The sequence below is a fragment of the Micromonospora sp. NPDC002575 genome (assembly GCF_042889525.1).
In the GTDB taxonomy this organism is placed as follows: Bacteria; Actinomycetota; Actinomycetes; order Mycobacteriales; family Micromonosporaceae; genus Micromonospora; species Micromonospora carbonacea.
The window spans coordinates 116,373-131,032 of record NZ_JBIARA010000003.1; the positions used below are offsets into that span (position 1 = coordinate 116,373).

Below are 14,660 nucleotides of genomic sequence, written 5' to 3' on the forward strand. Positions count from 1 at the left end.
CGTGTCCGCGTGACGCGAAGCTCAGGAAAGACGCCGGCGAAGGCAGGGGTGGCAACGATGGCGGCAGGTCCTGACCGGGAGAAGGCGCTCGACCTTGCTCTCGCTCAGATCGACAAGCAGTTCGGCAAGGGTTCGGTGATGCGCCTGGGGGAGCGCCCTGTCGTGCAGACCTCGGTCATCCCGACCGGGTCCATCGCCCTCGACGTGGCCCTCGGCGTGGGGGGCCTGCCCCGGGGCCGGGTGGTCGAGATCTACGGTCCCGAATCCAGCGGCAAGACGACGGTGGCCCTGCACGCGGTGGCCAACGCCCAGCGGGCCGGCGGCATCGCCGCGTTCGTCGACGCCGAGCACGCGCTCGACCCGGAGTACGCGAAGGCCCTCGGCGTCGACACCGACGCCCTGCTGGTCTCGCAGCCCGACACCGGCGAGCAGGCGCTGGAGATCGCGGACATGCTGGTCCGCTCCGGCGCGATCGACATCATCGTGATCGACTCGGTGGCGGCCCTGGTGCCGCGCGCCGAGATCGAGGGCGAGATGGGCGACAGCCACGTGGGCCTCCAGGCCCGGCTGATGAGCCAGGCGCTGCGGAAGATCACCGGTGTGCTCAACAACACCGGCACCACGGCGATCTTCATCAACCAGCTCCGCGAGAAGATCGGGGTGATGTTCGGCTCGCCCGAGACCACCACCGGTGGCCGGGCGCTGAAGTTCTACGCCTCTGTCCGGCTCGACGTGCGCCGCATCGAGAGCCTGAAGGACGGCACCGACGTGGTCGGCAACCGCACCCGGGTCAAGGTCGTGAAGAACAAGGTCGCCGCGCCGTTCAAGCAGGCCGAGTTCGACATCATGTACGGCAAGGGCATCTCCCGCGAGGGCTCGCTCATCGACGTGGGCGTGGAGCAGGCGATCATCCGCAAGTCCGGCGCCTGGTACACGTACGACGGCGACCAGCTCGGCCAGGGCAAGGAGAAGGCCCGCGAGTTCCTCCGCGAGAACCCGGACGTGGCGGCCGAGATCGAGAAGAAGATCCTGGAGAAGCTCGGCGTCGGGGTCGGCGCGGGCGACGCCGCCGGTGGCCCGGAGCTGCCGCCGGTCGACTTCTGACCGGCCGCTGACCGGTGACAGGACGACGCGCCCGCACGGGGCGGGGCTGGGATGCCAGCCCGCCCCGCGCGGGTGACGCCGACGGGCCGCCCCGTCCCCGACGCGGCCGGCGTGACCCTTCCGACGGGGCGTTCTCCCCGGCGGCGGGGGCACCGCGCGACGACGGGGCTCCGCCCCGTGACGAGGCGGAGCTGGCCCGGGAGGTCTGCCTGCGCCAGCTCGCCGTGCGCCCGCGCACCCGGGCCGAGCTGGCCGCCGCGCTGGCCACGCGGGGGATCTCCGAGGAGGTCGCCGCCGGGGTGCTCGACCGCTACGACGAGGTCGGCATCATCGACGACGCCGCGTTCGCCCGCGCCTGGGTGTCCAGCCGGCACGCCGGCCGGGGGCTGGCCCGCCGGGCCCTCGCCAACGAGCTGCGGCGGCGCGGCGTGGACGGCGAGGTGGCCAGCGAGGCACTCGACGAGCTGGACGAGGAGACCGAGGCCGAGACGGCCCGGGCGCTGGTCGAACGGAAGCTGCGTACGGCCCGGGGGGAGCCGGACGCCGTCTTCCGCCGCCTCGTCGGCATGCTCGCCCGCAAGGGCTACCCGCCGGGGGTGGCGATCCGGGCGGTGAAGGACGCGCTCGCCGCGCAGAGCGCCGAGGCGGCCGAGTTCGCCGACGGCATCGACGCCGATGCGCTCGCCGACGCGGAGGGCGACCTCGACCCGGGCGTCCGCCCGCTCGACTGACCGGGGACGCCCAGACGCTGAGCGAGGACGCGCGGACGCCTGGCCGGCGGGCGAGCCGCAGCCCGGCCCGGCTGGGCGAGCAGACCGGAGCGATCCGGCTGGGCAGCGCCGAAGGTTCCCGCAGTGTGGGCCGGGTCCGGTCTCCTTTGTCCGGCCGTGTCCGACGCGCCATCAGCGGTGGGTGACCCGTCAACTTCTCTCCGTTCGGGGGGTTTGATCATGAGTCCTTGACCAGACGGCACCCGGAGACCTAGCCTCGCCATACAGGCTCACATTGCCCGACCAAGCGCAAGCAAAGCGCACAACATAGATCTCGTAACAGAACAGCATCACTTTGGCCGGCTCGCCGGTCTGCGGTGTCAGCTCCGGACAGGCCGGTCCGGGGCCGGCACGACAACTGCACCCGGCCGTCGGCGATGCCCCGTGGGCACCGCCGGCGGAAAGCTACCCACGGCCAGTCGCTCAGGTCGGGCGTCTCAGAGCCGCAGCGCACGTGCCCACCCGGCACGCTCACTGCGGCGCCGACGTTCAGGGGAGGCGGCCATGGCGGGGCGGCAGAGGTCCACGGTTGGTCCCGGCGGGGCGGCGGTCGACGACAGCGCACGCCGCGGTGCGGGGGCTGCGGCCAGCAGCGCGCGGGTGCCGGCCCGCAGCAGCACATGGGCATCGGCCGGCAACGGCGCACGGGCATGGGCCGGCAACGGCGCGCGGGCGGCGGAGTCCCGGTCCGGCGCGGGGACGCGGCCGTGAACGCCTTCGACGCCGTCCTCCTCGGAGTGGTGCTGCTCCTCGTCCTGGTCGTGGTCGGCGCGGTCCTGGTGGGCGTGCGGACGATGCGCCGGCTCAGCGCGGCGCCCCGCCCGGAGGACCCGGCCTTCATCGCCGAGAAGGACCGCCAGGAGCAGTCGCTGGCCGCCCTGCGCACCGCCGCCGACGAGGTCAACAGCACCATCGACGTGGCCAAGTCCGCCGCGTCGGCGGCGCGCGCCGAGGCCGCCGCCGCGAAGGCCGAGGCGAAGGCCGCCCGGGCCGAGGCCCGCCGGGTGCTCGACGACGCCCGCGCGGAGGCCGACACCGTCCTGGAGCGGGCCCACAAGCAGGCCGAAGCCGACGCCGAGCAACTGCGCACGGCGGCCCGCCGCAGCGGGGAACGCGAGGTCGCGGTGCTCGCCGCGACCACCCGGGAGCAGGCCGCCGAGGTGGAACGGCGGGCCGCCCGGATGGACGAGCGGGAGCGGCTGCACACCGAGGAGGTGGAGCGGCTGGCCGACCGGGAGCGGCAGCTCACCGCCGCCAGCGCCGCCCTCGCCGCCCGCGAGTCCGCCCTGGCCGAACGCGAGCAGGCGGTCGCCGAGGCGGAGGAGCAGCGTCGCCGCGAGCTGGAGCGCGTCGCCGGGCTCACCGCCGAGGCCGCCCGCGCCGAGCTGATCGAGGTGATCGAGACCCAGGCGAAGCGGGAGGCCGCCCTGCTGGTGCGGGACATCGAGTCCGACGCCCGCAACACCGCCGAGCAGCGCGCCCGGCACATCGTGGTGGACGCGATCCAGCGGGTGGCCAGCGAGCAGACCGCCGAGAGCGTGGTCAGCGTTCTGCACCTGCCCGGGGACGAGATGAAGGGGCGGATCATCGGCCGGGAGGGGCGCAACATCCGCGCCTTCGAGTCGGTCACCGGGGTCAACCTGATCATCGACGACACCCCGGAGGCCGTGCTGCTGTCCTGCTTCGACCCGGTGCGCCGCGAGGTCGGCCGGTTGACGCTGGAGAAGCTGGTGCTCGACGGCCGGATCCACCCGCACCGGATCGAGGAGGTCTACGACCTGGCCCGGCAGGAGGTGGAGCAGCTCTGCCACCGGGCCGCCGAGGACGCCCTCGTCGAGGTCGGCATCACCGAGATCCACCCCGAGCTGGTGAGCCTGCTCGGGCGGCTGCGCTACCGCACCTCGTACGGGCAGAACGTGCTCAAGCACCTCGTGGAGACCGCGCACATCGCCGGGATCATGGCCGCCGAGCTGCGGCTGGACGTGCCGACCATCAAGCGGTCGGCGTTCCTGCACGACATCGGCAAGGCGCTCACCCACGAGGTGGAGGGCAGCCACGCCATCATCGGCGCGGACCTGGCCCGCAAGTACGGCGAGAGCGAGGACGTCGTCCACGCGATCGAGGCGCACCACAACGAGGTGCCCCCGCAGACCATCGAGGCCGTGCTCACCCAGGCGTCCGACGCCTGCTCCGGCGGGCGGCCGGGGGCGCGGCGGGAGAGCCTTGAGGCGTACGTCAAGCGGCTGGAGCGGATCGAGGAGATCGCGGCCGGGAAGCTCGGCGTGGAGAAGGTCTTCGCCATGCAGGCGGGCCGGGAGATCCGGGTGATGGTCAAGCCCGACGACGTCGACGACATCGGCGCGGCGGTGCTGGCCCGGGACGTGGCCAAGCAGATCGAGGAGGAGCTGACCTACCCGGGGCAGATCCGGGTGACGGTGGTCCGCGAGTCCCGGGTCACCGAGATCGCCCGCTGAGCCGGCGGGGCCCCATCCCGGGCGGGAGCAGTGTCGGCACGCCGGGGATGGGACCGTGACCGCGCCGGGATCGGCAGCGGGGTGGCGGGCGGTGTCGTGGCCGGGCGGCCCGAATCAGCCCTGCGGCTCGGTGACCGCCTGCTCAAGGAGCGGGGCCGGGGCCCGGCCGGTGGTGGTCTTCTTCGGGACGCGGAAGCCGCGCCGCTGGGTGCGCCGGTCGAGCCAACCCGCCAGCATGGTGATCAGCGAGTTGATCACGATGTAGATCGCGGCCACCACGATGGCCGCTGCCACCACGTTGCCGTAGTTGGCCGAGAGGTCGTTGACGCCGCGCTGGAGCAGCTCGGGGAAGGCCACGATGTAGCCGAGCGCGGTGTCCTTGAGCAGCACGACCAGCTGGCTGACGATCACCGGCAGCATCGCCCGGGCGGCCTGGGGCACCAGGACGAGCTGCATGACCTGGCTCTTGCGCATGCCGACGGCGTAGGCGGCCTCGGACTGGCCCCTCGGGATCGACCGGATGCCGGCGCGGAACGCCTCGGCGAGCACCGACCCGTTGTACAGGGTGAGGCCCACGACCACGGCCCAGAACGCCGAGACGGGGGCCTGGATGAGGAACGGCACGCCGTAGAAGATGAAGAAGATCATCAGCAGCAGCGGCACGGCCCGGAAGAACTCCACGACGATGCCGGACGGCACCCGGATCCACCGGCGGTCGGAGAGCCGCCCGACGGCGAAGACGATGCCGAAGGCGAGCGACAGGACCATTCCGGTGGCCGCGGCGAGCAGGGTCTGCCGCAGGCCGGGGATGATGAACTGGGTCCAGGTGTCCGGCTCGGTGAAGGGCTGCCAGAGCCGACCCTCCCACTGCCCGGCCTCGTCGAACTTGCGGTAGACCCACCAGAGCAGGGCGACGAGGCCGACGCCGAAGACGACACTGAGCACCGCGTTGCGGACGCGGGCGCGCGGCCCCGGGTGGTCGTAGAGAACCGTGCTGCTCATCAGCGCTTCACCGCCAGTCGGTTGGCCAGCCAGCCGAAGAAGTAGCCGGTGGGGATCAGGAACGCGGCGAAGGTGCCGGCGAACACCAGGAAGATCGGGATGACCGCGTCCCCGTTGCTGTTGATCAGGTCCTTCATCACGCTCGACGCCTCGATGAGGCCGATGGTGCCGACGATCGTCGCGTTCTTGCACAGCGCGATGAGCACGCTGCCCAGCGGCGCGACCACCGCCCGTCCGGCCTGGGGCAGGATCACGATCCGTAGCGTCTGGAAGAAGGTCAGCCCGATGGCCCGGGCCGCCTCGGCCTGGCCGGCGGGGACGGTGTTGATGCCGGAGCGGACCGCCTCGCAGACGAACGCGGCCGTGTAGACCGACAGGCCGACGACGCCCAGCCAGTAGTTGTTCAGGTCCAGGTCGTCCGAGAGGCTGAGCCCCAGCGTGGAGAAGAGGCCGAAGTAGCAGAAGAAGACGATCAGCGTCAGCGGCGTGTTGCGGAAGATGTTGACCCAGGCGGCGCCAACCCCGCGCAGCACCGGCACGGGGGAGACCCGGAACGCGGCGAGCAGCACGCCCAGCACCAGCGCGAAGAACGCCGACGCACCGGTCAGCTTGAGGATCCACAGGAAGCCCGACAGGTACGCGTCGAGATTGGTCTGATCAGCGAATACGTGCATACGTCGACTCCCGGGGCAGGTCGTCCGCGTCGTGACGGTCCGGGGCCGGCGCCCGCGTGGCGCCGGCCCCGGCCTCCGTCAGACGCTGCCGCAGTTGGTCAGCTTCGTGGTGTCCAGCTCGGGCGCGGCCTTGCCGCTCTTGCCCAGCGTCGAGTCCCAGGCGGCCTTGTACGAGCCGTCCGAGGCGGCGGCCTTGAGGATCTCGTTGACCTTCTCGCAGCCGTCCTTGTCGTCCTTCTTCAGGCCGATCCCGTAGGGCTCGCTGGAGAAGGGCTTGCCGACCACCTTGAACTTGCCGGCGTACTGGTCCTGCGCCGCGTAGCCGGCGAGGATGATGTCGTCGGTGGTGACCGCGTCCACCTTGCCGTTCTCCAGCAGCGGCAGGCACTTCGAGTACGAGTCGAACTGCTGGAGCTTGGCCTTCGGGTGCTCGGTCTGGATCCGCTTGGCCGGCGTCGAGCCGGTCACCGAGCAGACCGTCTTGCCGTCCAGCCCCTCCGGCCCGGCGAGCGTGGAGTCCGCCTTGACCAGCAGGTCCTGCCCGGCGATGAAGTACGGCCCGGCAAAGCTGATCTTCTGCTTGCGCTCGTCGTTGATCGTGTACGTCGCCACGACCAGGTCGACGGTGCCCTGCTGGATGAAGGGCTCGCGGTTGGCGGAGACGGTGGTCTTCCACTCGATGCTGCCGGCCTCGACGCCGAGCCCCTTGGCGATGATCTTGGCGATCTCGACGTCGAAGCCCTCGTACGTGCTGCCGGTCTGGAGGCCCAGGCCGGGCTGGTCCGCCTTGACGCCGATCACCAGCTTCTTCTGGTTCTGTGCCTTGCCGATGAGGCCCTTGGCGCCCGAACCACCGGACTCTCCGTCGCTGTCGCCGCCGCAGGCGGCCATGCCGAACGACAGGGCGGCGGCCATGGCGACCGCCGCCACGCGCTTCATACGCATACTTCTCTCCTTCTTCGACGGAGCCCGCCGGGGGACGACGCGCTCCACGGACGGACGCCTAGTGCGTCAGGATCTTCGACAGGAAGTCCTTGGCGCGCTCGCTGCGCGGGTTGGCGAAGAACTCGGCCGGGGGCGCGTCCTCGACGAGCTGGCCGTCGGCCATGAAGATGACCCGGTTGGCGGCGTGCCGGGCGAAGCCCATCTCGTGGGTGACCACGACCATGGTCATGCCGTCGCGGGCCAGGGAGGTCATCACCTCCAGCACCTCGCCGACCATCTCCGGGTCGAGCGCGCTGGTGGGCTCGTCGAACAGCATCGCCTTGGGCTGCATGGCCAGCGCGCGGGCGATCGCCGCCCGCTGCTGCTGACCGCCGGAGAGCTGGGCGGGATACTTGTCGGCCTGGTTGGCGATGCCGACCCGGTCCAGCAGGGCCAGCCCGCGCTCGCGCGCGGCGGCCGGCTTCTCCTTGCGGACCTTGATGGGACCGAGCGTGACGTTCTCCAGGATCGTCTTGTGCGCGAAGAGGTTGAACGACTGGAACACCATGCCGACCTCGCTGCGCAGCCGGGCCAGCGCCTTGCCCTCGGCGGGCAGCGGGGTGCCGTCGAAGGTGATGCTGCCGGAGCTGATCGGCTCCAGCCGGTTGATCGCCCGGCACAGCGTCGACTTGCCCGAGCCCGACGGGCCGATCACGACGACGACCTCGCCCCGGCCGACCGAGAGCGAGACGTCCTGCAGCACGTGCAGCGGCCCGAAGTGCTTGTTGACCCCGTCCAGCACGATGAGCGGTTCGCCCGTCGTCACGTCGTCCACCGTCCCTGTCGTCACGTACGCCTGAGCCGGATGACCCCCGGTCCGGCCACTCTAGGCGGGTCGACATGGCGGATCGCCACCCATCTGGTCACGGTGCGGTAACACCGGTAACGATCCGCACCGGGGAGTCCGGTATCCGTCTCCGACCGGCCCGGCCGGCTGGCTCGGACCGGCCCGGCCGGCTGGCTCGGACCGGCCCGGCCGGCTGGCTCGGACCGGCCCGGCCGGCTGGCTCGGACCGGCCCGGCCGGCTGGCGGCCAGGCCGGATCACGGCGATCATGGGGGGATGACCGAGCCCGTACGCCTGACCGCCTACGCCCGCGGCGGCGGCTGCGCGTGCAAGATCCCGCCCGGCGAGCTGGAGGCCATGGTCGCCGGGCTCGGCCCGGCCGGCGGCGCGGCGGAGCTGCTGGTCGGCCTGGAGAACGGCGACGACGCCGCGGTGGTCCGCCTCGACGAGCGCACCGGCCTGGTCAGCACCGCCGACTTTTTCACCCCGGTCGTCGACGACGCCTACGACTGGGGGCGCATCGCCGCCGCCAACGCGCTCTCCGACGTGTACGCCATGGGCGGCACCCCGCTCGTCGCGCTCAACCTGCTCTGCTGGCCCCGTGAGCGGCTGCCGCTGGAGCTGGCCCGGGAGGTGCTGCGCGGCGGCCAGGACGTGGCCCGGGAGGCCGGCTGCCACCTGGCCGGCGGGCACAGCGTCGACGACGACGGCCCGAAGTACGGGCTCGCGGTCACCGGCGTGGTCCGGCCGGAGGAGCTGATCACCCTCGACGCGGGGCGGGCCGGGCTGCCGCTGTCGCTGACCAAGCCGCTCGGCGTCGGGGTGCTCAACACCCGGCACAAGGCCACCGGCGAGCGGTTCGCCGAGGCGGTCGCCTCGATGGCGGCGCTGAACCGGGACGCCGCCCGGGCGGCGGTCGCCGCCGGCATCCGGTGCGGCACCGACGTGACCGGGTTCGGGCTGCTCGGGCACGCCTCGAAGCTGGCCCGGGCCAGCCGGCTCACGGTGGCGATCGACGCGGCCCGGGTGCCTTACCTTCCGGGCGCGCGGGAGGCGGTCCGCGCCGGGTACGTCAGCGGCGGTACCCGCCGCAACCTGGACTGGGTCGCCCCGTGGACCGACTTCGGGGCGGCCGACGAGGCGGAGCGGCTGCTGCTGGCCGACGCGCAGACCTCCGGCGGGTTGCTGGTCGCCGGGGAGCTGCCGGGGGCCACGGTGGTCGGGGAGCTGCTGCCGCGCGGTGAGCACCTGCTGGTCGTGCGCTGACCGGGGAGGGCTGGCACCATAGCCGATAAAGTGTCAGCTTTCCGCCACTGTGCGCGGGAAATTTTGCCCGGAATGGTCACAGACCGGTAACTTGCCCCCGGCTGCGGTCATATGCCCCCCACCATCGTCAGTAAGGCCCGATCCGGAGGCCGGTGGGACGAACGCAGCGAGGAGGCGGCATGACCGAGCTGTGGAACTGGAGAATCGACGGGGCACCCCCGGTGGAGGTGTACCCGGCGCTGGCCGAGGCCCTGGGGCGGGTGGTGATGCCGCTCGCGGTGGCCGACCCGGCGCGGCTGCCGACGTACGCGGTGATCTGCGACGTCTGGGAGGCGCCGGGGGCGTTCGGCACCATGGTGGACTGCTACGGGGTGCCCGAGAGCCTGACGGAGCTGCCCTGCGTCGCCGCGCTGGCCCGGCTGCTCGGCCGCAACTGCGTGCTGCGCGACGACACCCTCGACGCCGGGCGGCACCTGCTGGTCGCGCCGGACGGCACGATCCGCCCGGTGCATTTCGACGTGCGGGAGACCGACGACGGCGAGGTGCTCAGCGACCAGCGGCTGTGCACCGTGGCCCACCCCGGCTGCCGGGGCTGGTCGCGCTGCCACCGGTCGAGGTGGGCCCCGGACTCGGTCTTCCCGGCCCTCGCCGCGGCCTGACCGCCAGGGGCCGACCGACCCGGAGCCCCGCGCGCTGCCCCGGCGGCCCCGGCCCGGCCCCCGGCGGCCCCGGTTCAGCGTTCGCTGGCCCGGGGCCGCGGCAGCCCCGGCTCAGCCCTCGGCGGCCGGGCGCTGCGGGGCGCCGCCGCGCACCACGAGCTGGTCCAGCAGCGTCGCGGTGGCCTCGGCGACGGCGGCCACCGCCGCGTCGAACGCCGCCGCGTTGTGCGCGGCCGGCGCGCGGAACCCGGAGATCTTCCGGACGTACTGCAACGCCGCGGCCTCGATGTCGGCCCGGTTCACCTCCGGCACGTACGGCTCACGCAGGGTCTTGATGCTGCGGCACACGGCTCCTCCTCGTTCGGGTTCTGTCGGCTGGTGCGGATACGCTGTGCGGGTCATGACTACCGCAGCCGTGGGCAGCCCGCGCACCTACCAGGTGCGCACGTACGGCTGCCAGATGAACGTGCACGACTCCGAGCGCATTTCCGGCCTGCTGGAACAGGCCGGTTACGTGCGCGCCGCCGAGGCCGACGGCAACCCCGACGTGGTGGTGTTCAACACCTGCGCCGTCCGGGAGAACGCCGACAACCGGCTCTACGGCAACCTGGGTCACCTGCGCCCCGTGAAGGACAGGCACCCGGGGATGCAGATCGCCGTCGGTGGCTGCCTCGCCCAGAAGGACCGCGGCGACATCGTCCGCAAGGCCCCGTGGGTGGACGTGGTGTTCGGCACGCACAACATCGGCTCCCTGCCGGCGCTGCTGGAGCGGGCCCGGCACAACGCCGCCGCCGAGGTGGAGATCCTGGAGTCGCTCGACGTCTTCCCCTCGACGCTGCCGACCCGGCGCGAGTCGACGTACGCCGGGTGGGTGTCGATCTCGGTGGGCTGCAACAACACCTGCACGTTCTGCATCGTGCCCGCCCTGCGCGGCAAGGAGAAGGACCGCCGCCCCGGCGACGTCCTCGCCGAGGTCCGCGCCCTGGTCGACTCCGGCGTGCTGGAGGTGACCCTGCTCGGGCAGAACGTCAACTCCTACGGCGTCGAGTTCGGCGACCGCTACGCGTTCGGCAAGCTGCTGCGCGCCTGCGGCGAGATCGACGGGCTGGAACGGGTCCGGTTCACCAGCCCGCACCCGAAGGACTTCACCGACGACGTGATCGCCGCGATGGCCGAGACGCCGAACGTCTGCCACTCGCTGCACATGCCGTTGCAGTCCGGCTCCGACGACGTGCTCAAGGCGATGCGCCGGTCGTACCGGTCGGAGAAATACCTGGGGATCATCGAGCGGGTCCGGGCGGCGATGCCCGACGCGGCGATCACCACCGACATCATCGTCGGCTTCCCCGGCGAGACCGAGGCCGACTTCCAGCGCACCCTGGACGTGGTCCGCGAGGCCCGCTTCTCCTCGGCGTTCACGTTCCAATACTCCAAGCGCCCCGGCACGCCGGCCGCCACCATGCCCGACCAGCTGCCCAAGCAGGTGGTGCAGGAGCGCTACGAGCGGCTGATCGCGACGGTGGAGGAGATCACCTGGGCGGAGAACCGCAAGCTGGTGGGGCAGGAGGTCGAGGTGCTGGTCGCCGTCGGCGAGGGCCGCAAGGACGAGCGCACCGGCCGGATGTCGGGGCGGGCCCGCGACGGCCGCCTCGTGCACTTCGCGACGGGCGGGCACGGCGCGACGGGCGCGAACGGCCAGCACGGCGAGGCGGGCTCCCTCGCCGGCCAGATCCGCCCCGGCGACATCGTGCACACCGTGATCACCTATGCCGCCCCGCACCACCTCAACGCCGACGGGGAGCCGTTGTCGCACCGGCGCACCCGGGCCGGCGACGCCGCCGAGGCCGGCCGCGTCCCGCGTACCCCCGGGGTGTTGCTCGGGCTGCCCACGGTCGGCGCGCCGGCCGCGGCGCCCGCGCCGGCGACCGGCTGCGCGGCGCACTGACGCGGTCGGGGCCCGCCGCACCGCCGGGCCCCGACCATTCTGCGCGGGGTCAGACCGAGATCCGGCCCGCGCCCGCGCCGCCCGTCACGATCGACTTGACGCTGCTCGCGCTGTCGAGGGTGTACGAGTACGGGATGCTCTTCACGCTGCCGCCGGTCTGCCCGCTGCCGGAGCTGACGAAGTAGTTGTTCCGGGCGACCAGGGTGCCGGGGCCGGAGCTGCCCTCGCCGAGGTGGAACGGGTCGCTGACGCTCTCGAAGTAGTTGCCCTCGACGAGCACGCCGGCGCTCATCGTGGAGGCCACGCCGTAGCCGCTGTTGCGGTAGTAGTAGTTGTTGTAGACGTGCACCGGGTTGCCGAAGCGGACCCGGGGGTGGCGCTGGGTGCTCGCGTCGAACCAGTTGTGGTGGTAGGTCACCCGCAGGTGGCCGGTGTCCTGGCTGGCGTTGTCGTCGCTGTGCCCGAGCAGCATCGACTTGTCGTGGTTGTAGACCCGGTTCCACGACACGGTGACGAAGTCCGAGCCGCGCTTGATGTCGACCGCGCCGTCGTAGCCGCCGGTGAAGGTGTTGTGGTCGACCCAGACGTTGGTCGCCGACTCCTGCACGTTGATCGCGTCGTCGTTCCAGCTCGTGAACGTGATGTTGCGGATGATCACGTTGCGGTCGCCGCTGATGTTGAAGCCGCAGCCGGAGATGGTCGCGCCCGGGTTGCCGAGGATGGTCTTGTTGGACCGGACCCGCAGCATGCCGGAGCAGGAGATGGCGCCGGAGACCCGGATCACCGCCGCGCTGCTGGACCCGACGGCGGTGGTCAGCGCGGAGGCGCTGGTGACCGTGGTGGCCGGGGCGCTGCCGCCGCCCGTGGTGCCCCCGTTCTGGGTGGCCCAGCCGACCAGGTCGGTGGGTCCGGCCGAGGCCGGGGCGGTGGCGACGGTGAGGGCTCCGACGACGAGGACGGAGGCGGTGGCGGCTGCGGCGAGCAGCGTGGTGCGACGTCGTGCCGTGATGCGCATGTGCTTCCCTTCGGTGGTCGCGGGCGCGCGGACCGGTCGGCCGATCGTCGACGCCGGTGCCCGGTGTGGCGTCTGGGTCGGCCGGAGACGGTGGTCCGGGTCCCCGCCGGTGTGGACTGCCCTGGGGTGAGAAGCGGCTCCCGTGCTGGCCCGCCAAGAGGCAGGCAAGCGCTTTCCCGATGTAAACACAGATGCCTATCGATGTAAACCCTTCCCGTCGGCCATCCCCACCTGCACAAGGATCAGCGGCCGGCACCCGCGTCGGGTGCCGGCCGCCGTCCTGCGGTGACGCGCTGGCTCAGCAGGCGACGCCGTTCAGCTTGACCGCGCCGGGCGTCGCGGCGGACCCGTTGGCGGTGAAGCCGACCGTCACCGAGGCGCCCGCCGCGAGCGACGCGGACCAGGCCGGCGCGGCGGCCGTCACCGCCGTGCCGGACTGGGTCACGGTGGCGTTCCAGCCGCTGACCAGCGTGACGCCGGCCGGCCAGTTCCAGGTCACCGACCACGGGTTGACCGCTGCCGAGCCGCCGTTCTTGACGGTCAGCTCGCCCTGGAAGCCGCCCGCCCACGAGTTGACCTGCTTGTAGGTGGCGGTGCAGCCACCGGCCGGCGGCGTGGTGGTCGGCGGCGGGGTGGAGGTGGGCGTGGGCGTGGGGGTGCCGGTCGGCGTCCCCGTCGGGCTTCCGGTCGGTGTCGGATCGGTCCCGCCACCCACCGGCGCGATCAGGTACGGCTGGAGGATCGCCTGCTTCGCGGTGTTGATGTTGGTCCAGTCGTCCAGCGCGATGCCGCCGGTGTCACCCGAGTTGGGGTTCCACGACCAGTAGGTGAACGACATCCCGTTGACCCCGGTGCCCGTGTACGCCATCAGGTTCTCCAGCCACACCTTGTCGCGCGGGTCGGCCAGGGTGCTGCCGAACTCGCCCATCATGATCGGGGCGATGTTCTGCTTGTACAGGTATCCCCAGTACTTGTCCCAGATCGCCGGCAGGTTCGCCGGGTAGTCCGGCGCGGAGAACCAGTTCTGCTCGAAGACGCTGGTGGCGTACTCGTGCGGGGAGTAGACCAGCCGGTTCGCCACGTTCAGCCGGACGGGGAACTGCCCCGCCTTGGAGAGGTTGCCGCCCCACCAGCCGCAGTCCTCGTCGTTGCTCGGGTCGTTGTCCCAGACGTTCGACAGGCCGCCGCTGGGGCAGCTCACCCCCTCGACGAAGATCAGCCAGTTCGGCTGCACCCCGAGGATCGCGTTGCCGGCCCGCTCGGCGGCCAGCCGCCAGTCCCGCGTGGTGTCCCCGCAGCCCCAGCAGGCGCCGGTGGCCGCCGGGTTGGTGCCCTCGGCGTGCGGCTCGTTGTGCAGGTCCGCGCCGATGACCGTCGGGTTGTTCGCGTACCGCTGGGCCAGCATCTTCCAGTCGTCGATCCAGGTCGCCTCCGACACCGTGGAGGTGTACCAGAGCGGCGACTGCCCGGCCGCCGTCGGCCGGTGCCGGTCCAGGATGACCCGCATCCCCTTGCTGCCCGCATAGGCGATGACCTTGTCGAGGATCTGCAACGGCGACAGGCCCACCAGGTCGGGGTTCACGAAGTCGTTGATGCCGCTCGCCGTCGCCCCCGGCTTCAGCGCGTCGTTCGAGTACGGGATGCGCAGCGTGTTGTAGCCGAGGCGGGCCATCGTGTCGAGCTGGCCGCGCCACGGGTTGTTCGACCACAGGCCGTGGAAGGTCCTGTTGTCGGTCTCCATGCCGAACCAGTTGATGCCGGTCAGGCGGACCGTCGCGCCGGTGCTGTCGACGATCTTGTTGCCGTTGGTGCGCAGGTAGCCGGTGCCGGTGCCGCCGGTGGCGGCGGCGGCCGGCGCGGTGCCGACGGCGGCGGCGACGAGGACGCCGGCCGCGGCGGTGGCGAGCGCGGTGAGCGCGCCGCCGAGGGCGGTGGATCTGTGCATGGGGACTCCACTTCGGATGCCGGCTGCCGCACGGGC

The 14,660-nt window shown here is 72.2% G+C and carries 13 protein-coding genes; 6 read left to right on the top strand and 7 right to left on the bottom strand.

What is annotated here, in order from left to right:
* Positions 1-57 precede the first annotated feature (57 nt).
* The 3 genes from recA to rny all read left to right on the top strand — a co-directional run bounded on the left by recA (position 58) and on the right by rny (position 4,348).
* A complete protein-coding gene (recA, locus tag ACFYWL_RS06120) occupies positions 58-1,104 on the top strand; it encodes a recombinase RecA (protein WP_043962471.1) in 1,047 nt (348 codons plus the stop codon).
* A 14-nt stretch (positions 1,105-1,118) separates the two neighbouring features.
* Complete coding sequence (locus ACFYWL_RS06125; RefSeq protein ID WP_386968044.1) at positions 1,119-1,835, top strand: regulatory protein RecX; 717 nt, start codon at positions 1,119-1,121, stop codon at positions 1,833-1,835.
* Between the two features lie 746 nt (positions 1,836-2,581).
* Positions 2,582-4,348: a ribonuclease Y gene (gene rny / locus ACFYWL_RS06130; RefSeq protein ID WP_386968047.1), complete on the top strand. Its 1,767-nt coding sequence runs from the start codon at positions 2,582-2,584 to the stop codon at positions 4,346-4,348.
* A 114-nt stretch (positions 4,349-4,462) separates the two neighbouring features.
* Here the strand turns inward: rny and ACFYWL_RS06135 are convergent, their stop codons facing one another.
* The 4 genes from ACFYWL_RS06135 to ACFYWL_RS06150 form a co-directional block, all read right to left on the bottom strand.
* Positions 4,463-5,353: an amino acid ABC transporter permease gene (locus tag ACFYWL_RS06135; RefSeq protein ID WP_386968759.1), complete on the bottom strand. Its 891-nt coding sequence runs from the start codon at positions 5,351-5,353 to the stop codon at positions 4,463-4,465.
* Entirely contained in the window at positions 5,350-6,024 is a 675-nt protein-coding gene (locus tag ACFYWL_RS06140; RefSeq protein ID WP_386968050.1) for an amino acid ABC transporter permease, read from the bottom strand. Before ACFYWL_RS06140 ends, ACFYWL_RS06135 begins: the two co-directional genes overlap by 4 nt.
* Positions 6,025-6,102: 78 nt before the next feature.
* Positions 6,103-6,969, bottom strand: coding sequence for a glutamate ABC transporter substrate-binding protein (locus ACFYWL_RS06145; RefSeq protein WP_386968053.1), 867 nt, complete (start codon positions 6,967-6,969; stop codon positions 6,103-6,105).
* A 58-nt stretch (positions 6,970-7,027) separates the two neighbouring features.
* A complete protein-coding gene (locus ACFYWL_RS06150; RefSeq protein WP_386968056.1) occupies positions 7,028-7,783 on the bottom strand; it encodes an amino acid ABC transporter ATP-binding protein in 756 nt (251 codons plus the stop codon).
* Between the two features lie 287 nt (positions 7,784-8,070).
* On the opposite strand from ACFYWL_RS06150, the gene selD reads away from it, so the two are divergent.
* Together selD and ACFYWL_RS06160 are read left to right on the top strand one after the other, a co-directional pair.
* A complete protein-coding gene (gene selD / locus ACFYWL_RS06155; RefSeq protein ID WP_386968059.1) occupies positions 8,071-9,060 on the top strand; it encodes a selenide, water dikinase SelD in 990 nt (329 codons plus the stop codon).
* Positions 9,061-9,239: 179 nt separating this feature from the next.
* Positions 9,240-9,719, top strand: a complete 480-nt coding sequence (locus ACFYWL_RS06160; RefSeq protein ID WP_386968062.1) for a hypothetical protein — start codon at positions 9,240-9,242, stop codon at positions 9,717-9,719.
* Between the two features lie 111 nt (positions 9,720-9,830).
* Here ACFYWL_RS06160 and ACFYWL_RS06165 read toward each other — a convergent pair whose 3' ends face one another.
* Positions 9,831-10,067: a DUF2277 family protein gene (locus tag ACFYWL_RS06165; RefSeq protein WP_386968065.1), complete on the bottom strand. Its 237-nt coding sequence runs from the start codon at positions 10,065-10,067 to the stop codon at positions 9,831-9,833.
* Positions 10,068-10,119: 52 nt separating this feature from the next.
* Between ACFYWL_RS06165 and miaB the strand changes: the two genes are divergently transcribed.
* Complete coding sequence (gene miaB, locus ACFYWL_RS06170; RefSeq protein ID WP_386968067.1) at positions 10,120-11,664, top strand: tRNA (N6-isopentenyl adenosine(37)-C2)-methylthiotransferase MiaB; 1,545 nt, start codon at positions 10,120-10,122, stop codon at positions 11,662-11,664.
* Between the two features lie 49 nt (positions 11,665-11,713).
* On the opposite strand, the gene ACFYWL_RS06175 is transcribed toward miaB, so the two are convergent.
* Positions 11,714-12,679: a polysaccharide lyase family 1 protein gene (locus tag ACFYWL_RS06175; RefSeq protein ID WP_386968070.1), complete on the bottom strand. Its 966-nt coding sequence runs from the start codon at positions 12,677-12,679 to the stop codon at positions 11,714-11,716.
* Between the two features lie 298 nt (positions 12,680-12,977).
* Positions 12,978-14,624 carry a cellulase family glycosylhydrolase gene (locus ACFYWL_RS06180; protein ID WP_386968073.1) on the bottom strand — a complete coding sequence of 549 codons (1,647 nt, stop codon included), beginning with the start codon at positions 14,622-14,624 and terminating at the stop codon, positions 12,978-12,980.
* Positions 14,625-14,660 lie beyond the last annotated feature (36 nt).

Coding starts and splice junctions, on each gene's coding strand:
- recA (WP_043962471.1), top strand. CDS start 58: ATGGCGGCAGGTCCTGACCGGGAGAAGGCGCTCGACCTTGCTCTCGCT.
- ACFYWL_RS06140 (WP_386968050.1), bottom strand. CDS start 6,024: ATGCACGTATTCGCTGATCAGACCAATCTCGACGCGTACCTGTCGGGC.
- ACFYWL_RS06145 (WP_386968053.1), bottom strand. CDS start 6,969: ATGCGTATGAAGCGCGTGGCGGCGGTCGCCATGGCCGCCGCCCTGTCG.
- selD (WP_386968059.1), top strand. CDS start 8,071: ATGACCGAGCCCGTACGCCTGACCGCCTACGCCCGCGGCGGCGGCTGC.
- ACFYWL_RS06160 (WP_386968062.1), top strand. CDS start 9,240: ATGACCGAGCTGTGGAACTGGAGAATCGACGGGGCACCCCCGGTGGAG.
- miaB (WP_386968067.1), top strand. CDS start 10,120: ATGACTACCGCAGCCGTGGGCAGCCCGCGCACCTACCAGGTGCGCACG.
- ACFYWL_RS06175 (WP_386968070.1), bottom strand. CDS start 12,679: ATGCGCATCACGGCACGACGTCGCACCACGCTGCTCGCCGCAGCCGCC.
- ACFYWL_RS06180 (WP_386968073.1), bottom strand. CDS start 14,624: ATGCACAGATCCACCGCCCTCGGCGGCGCGCTCACCGCGCTCGCCACC.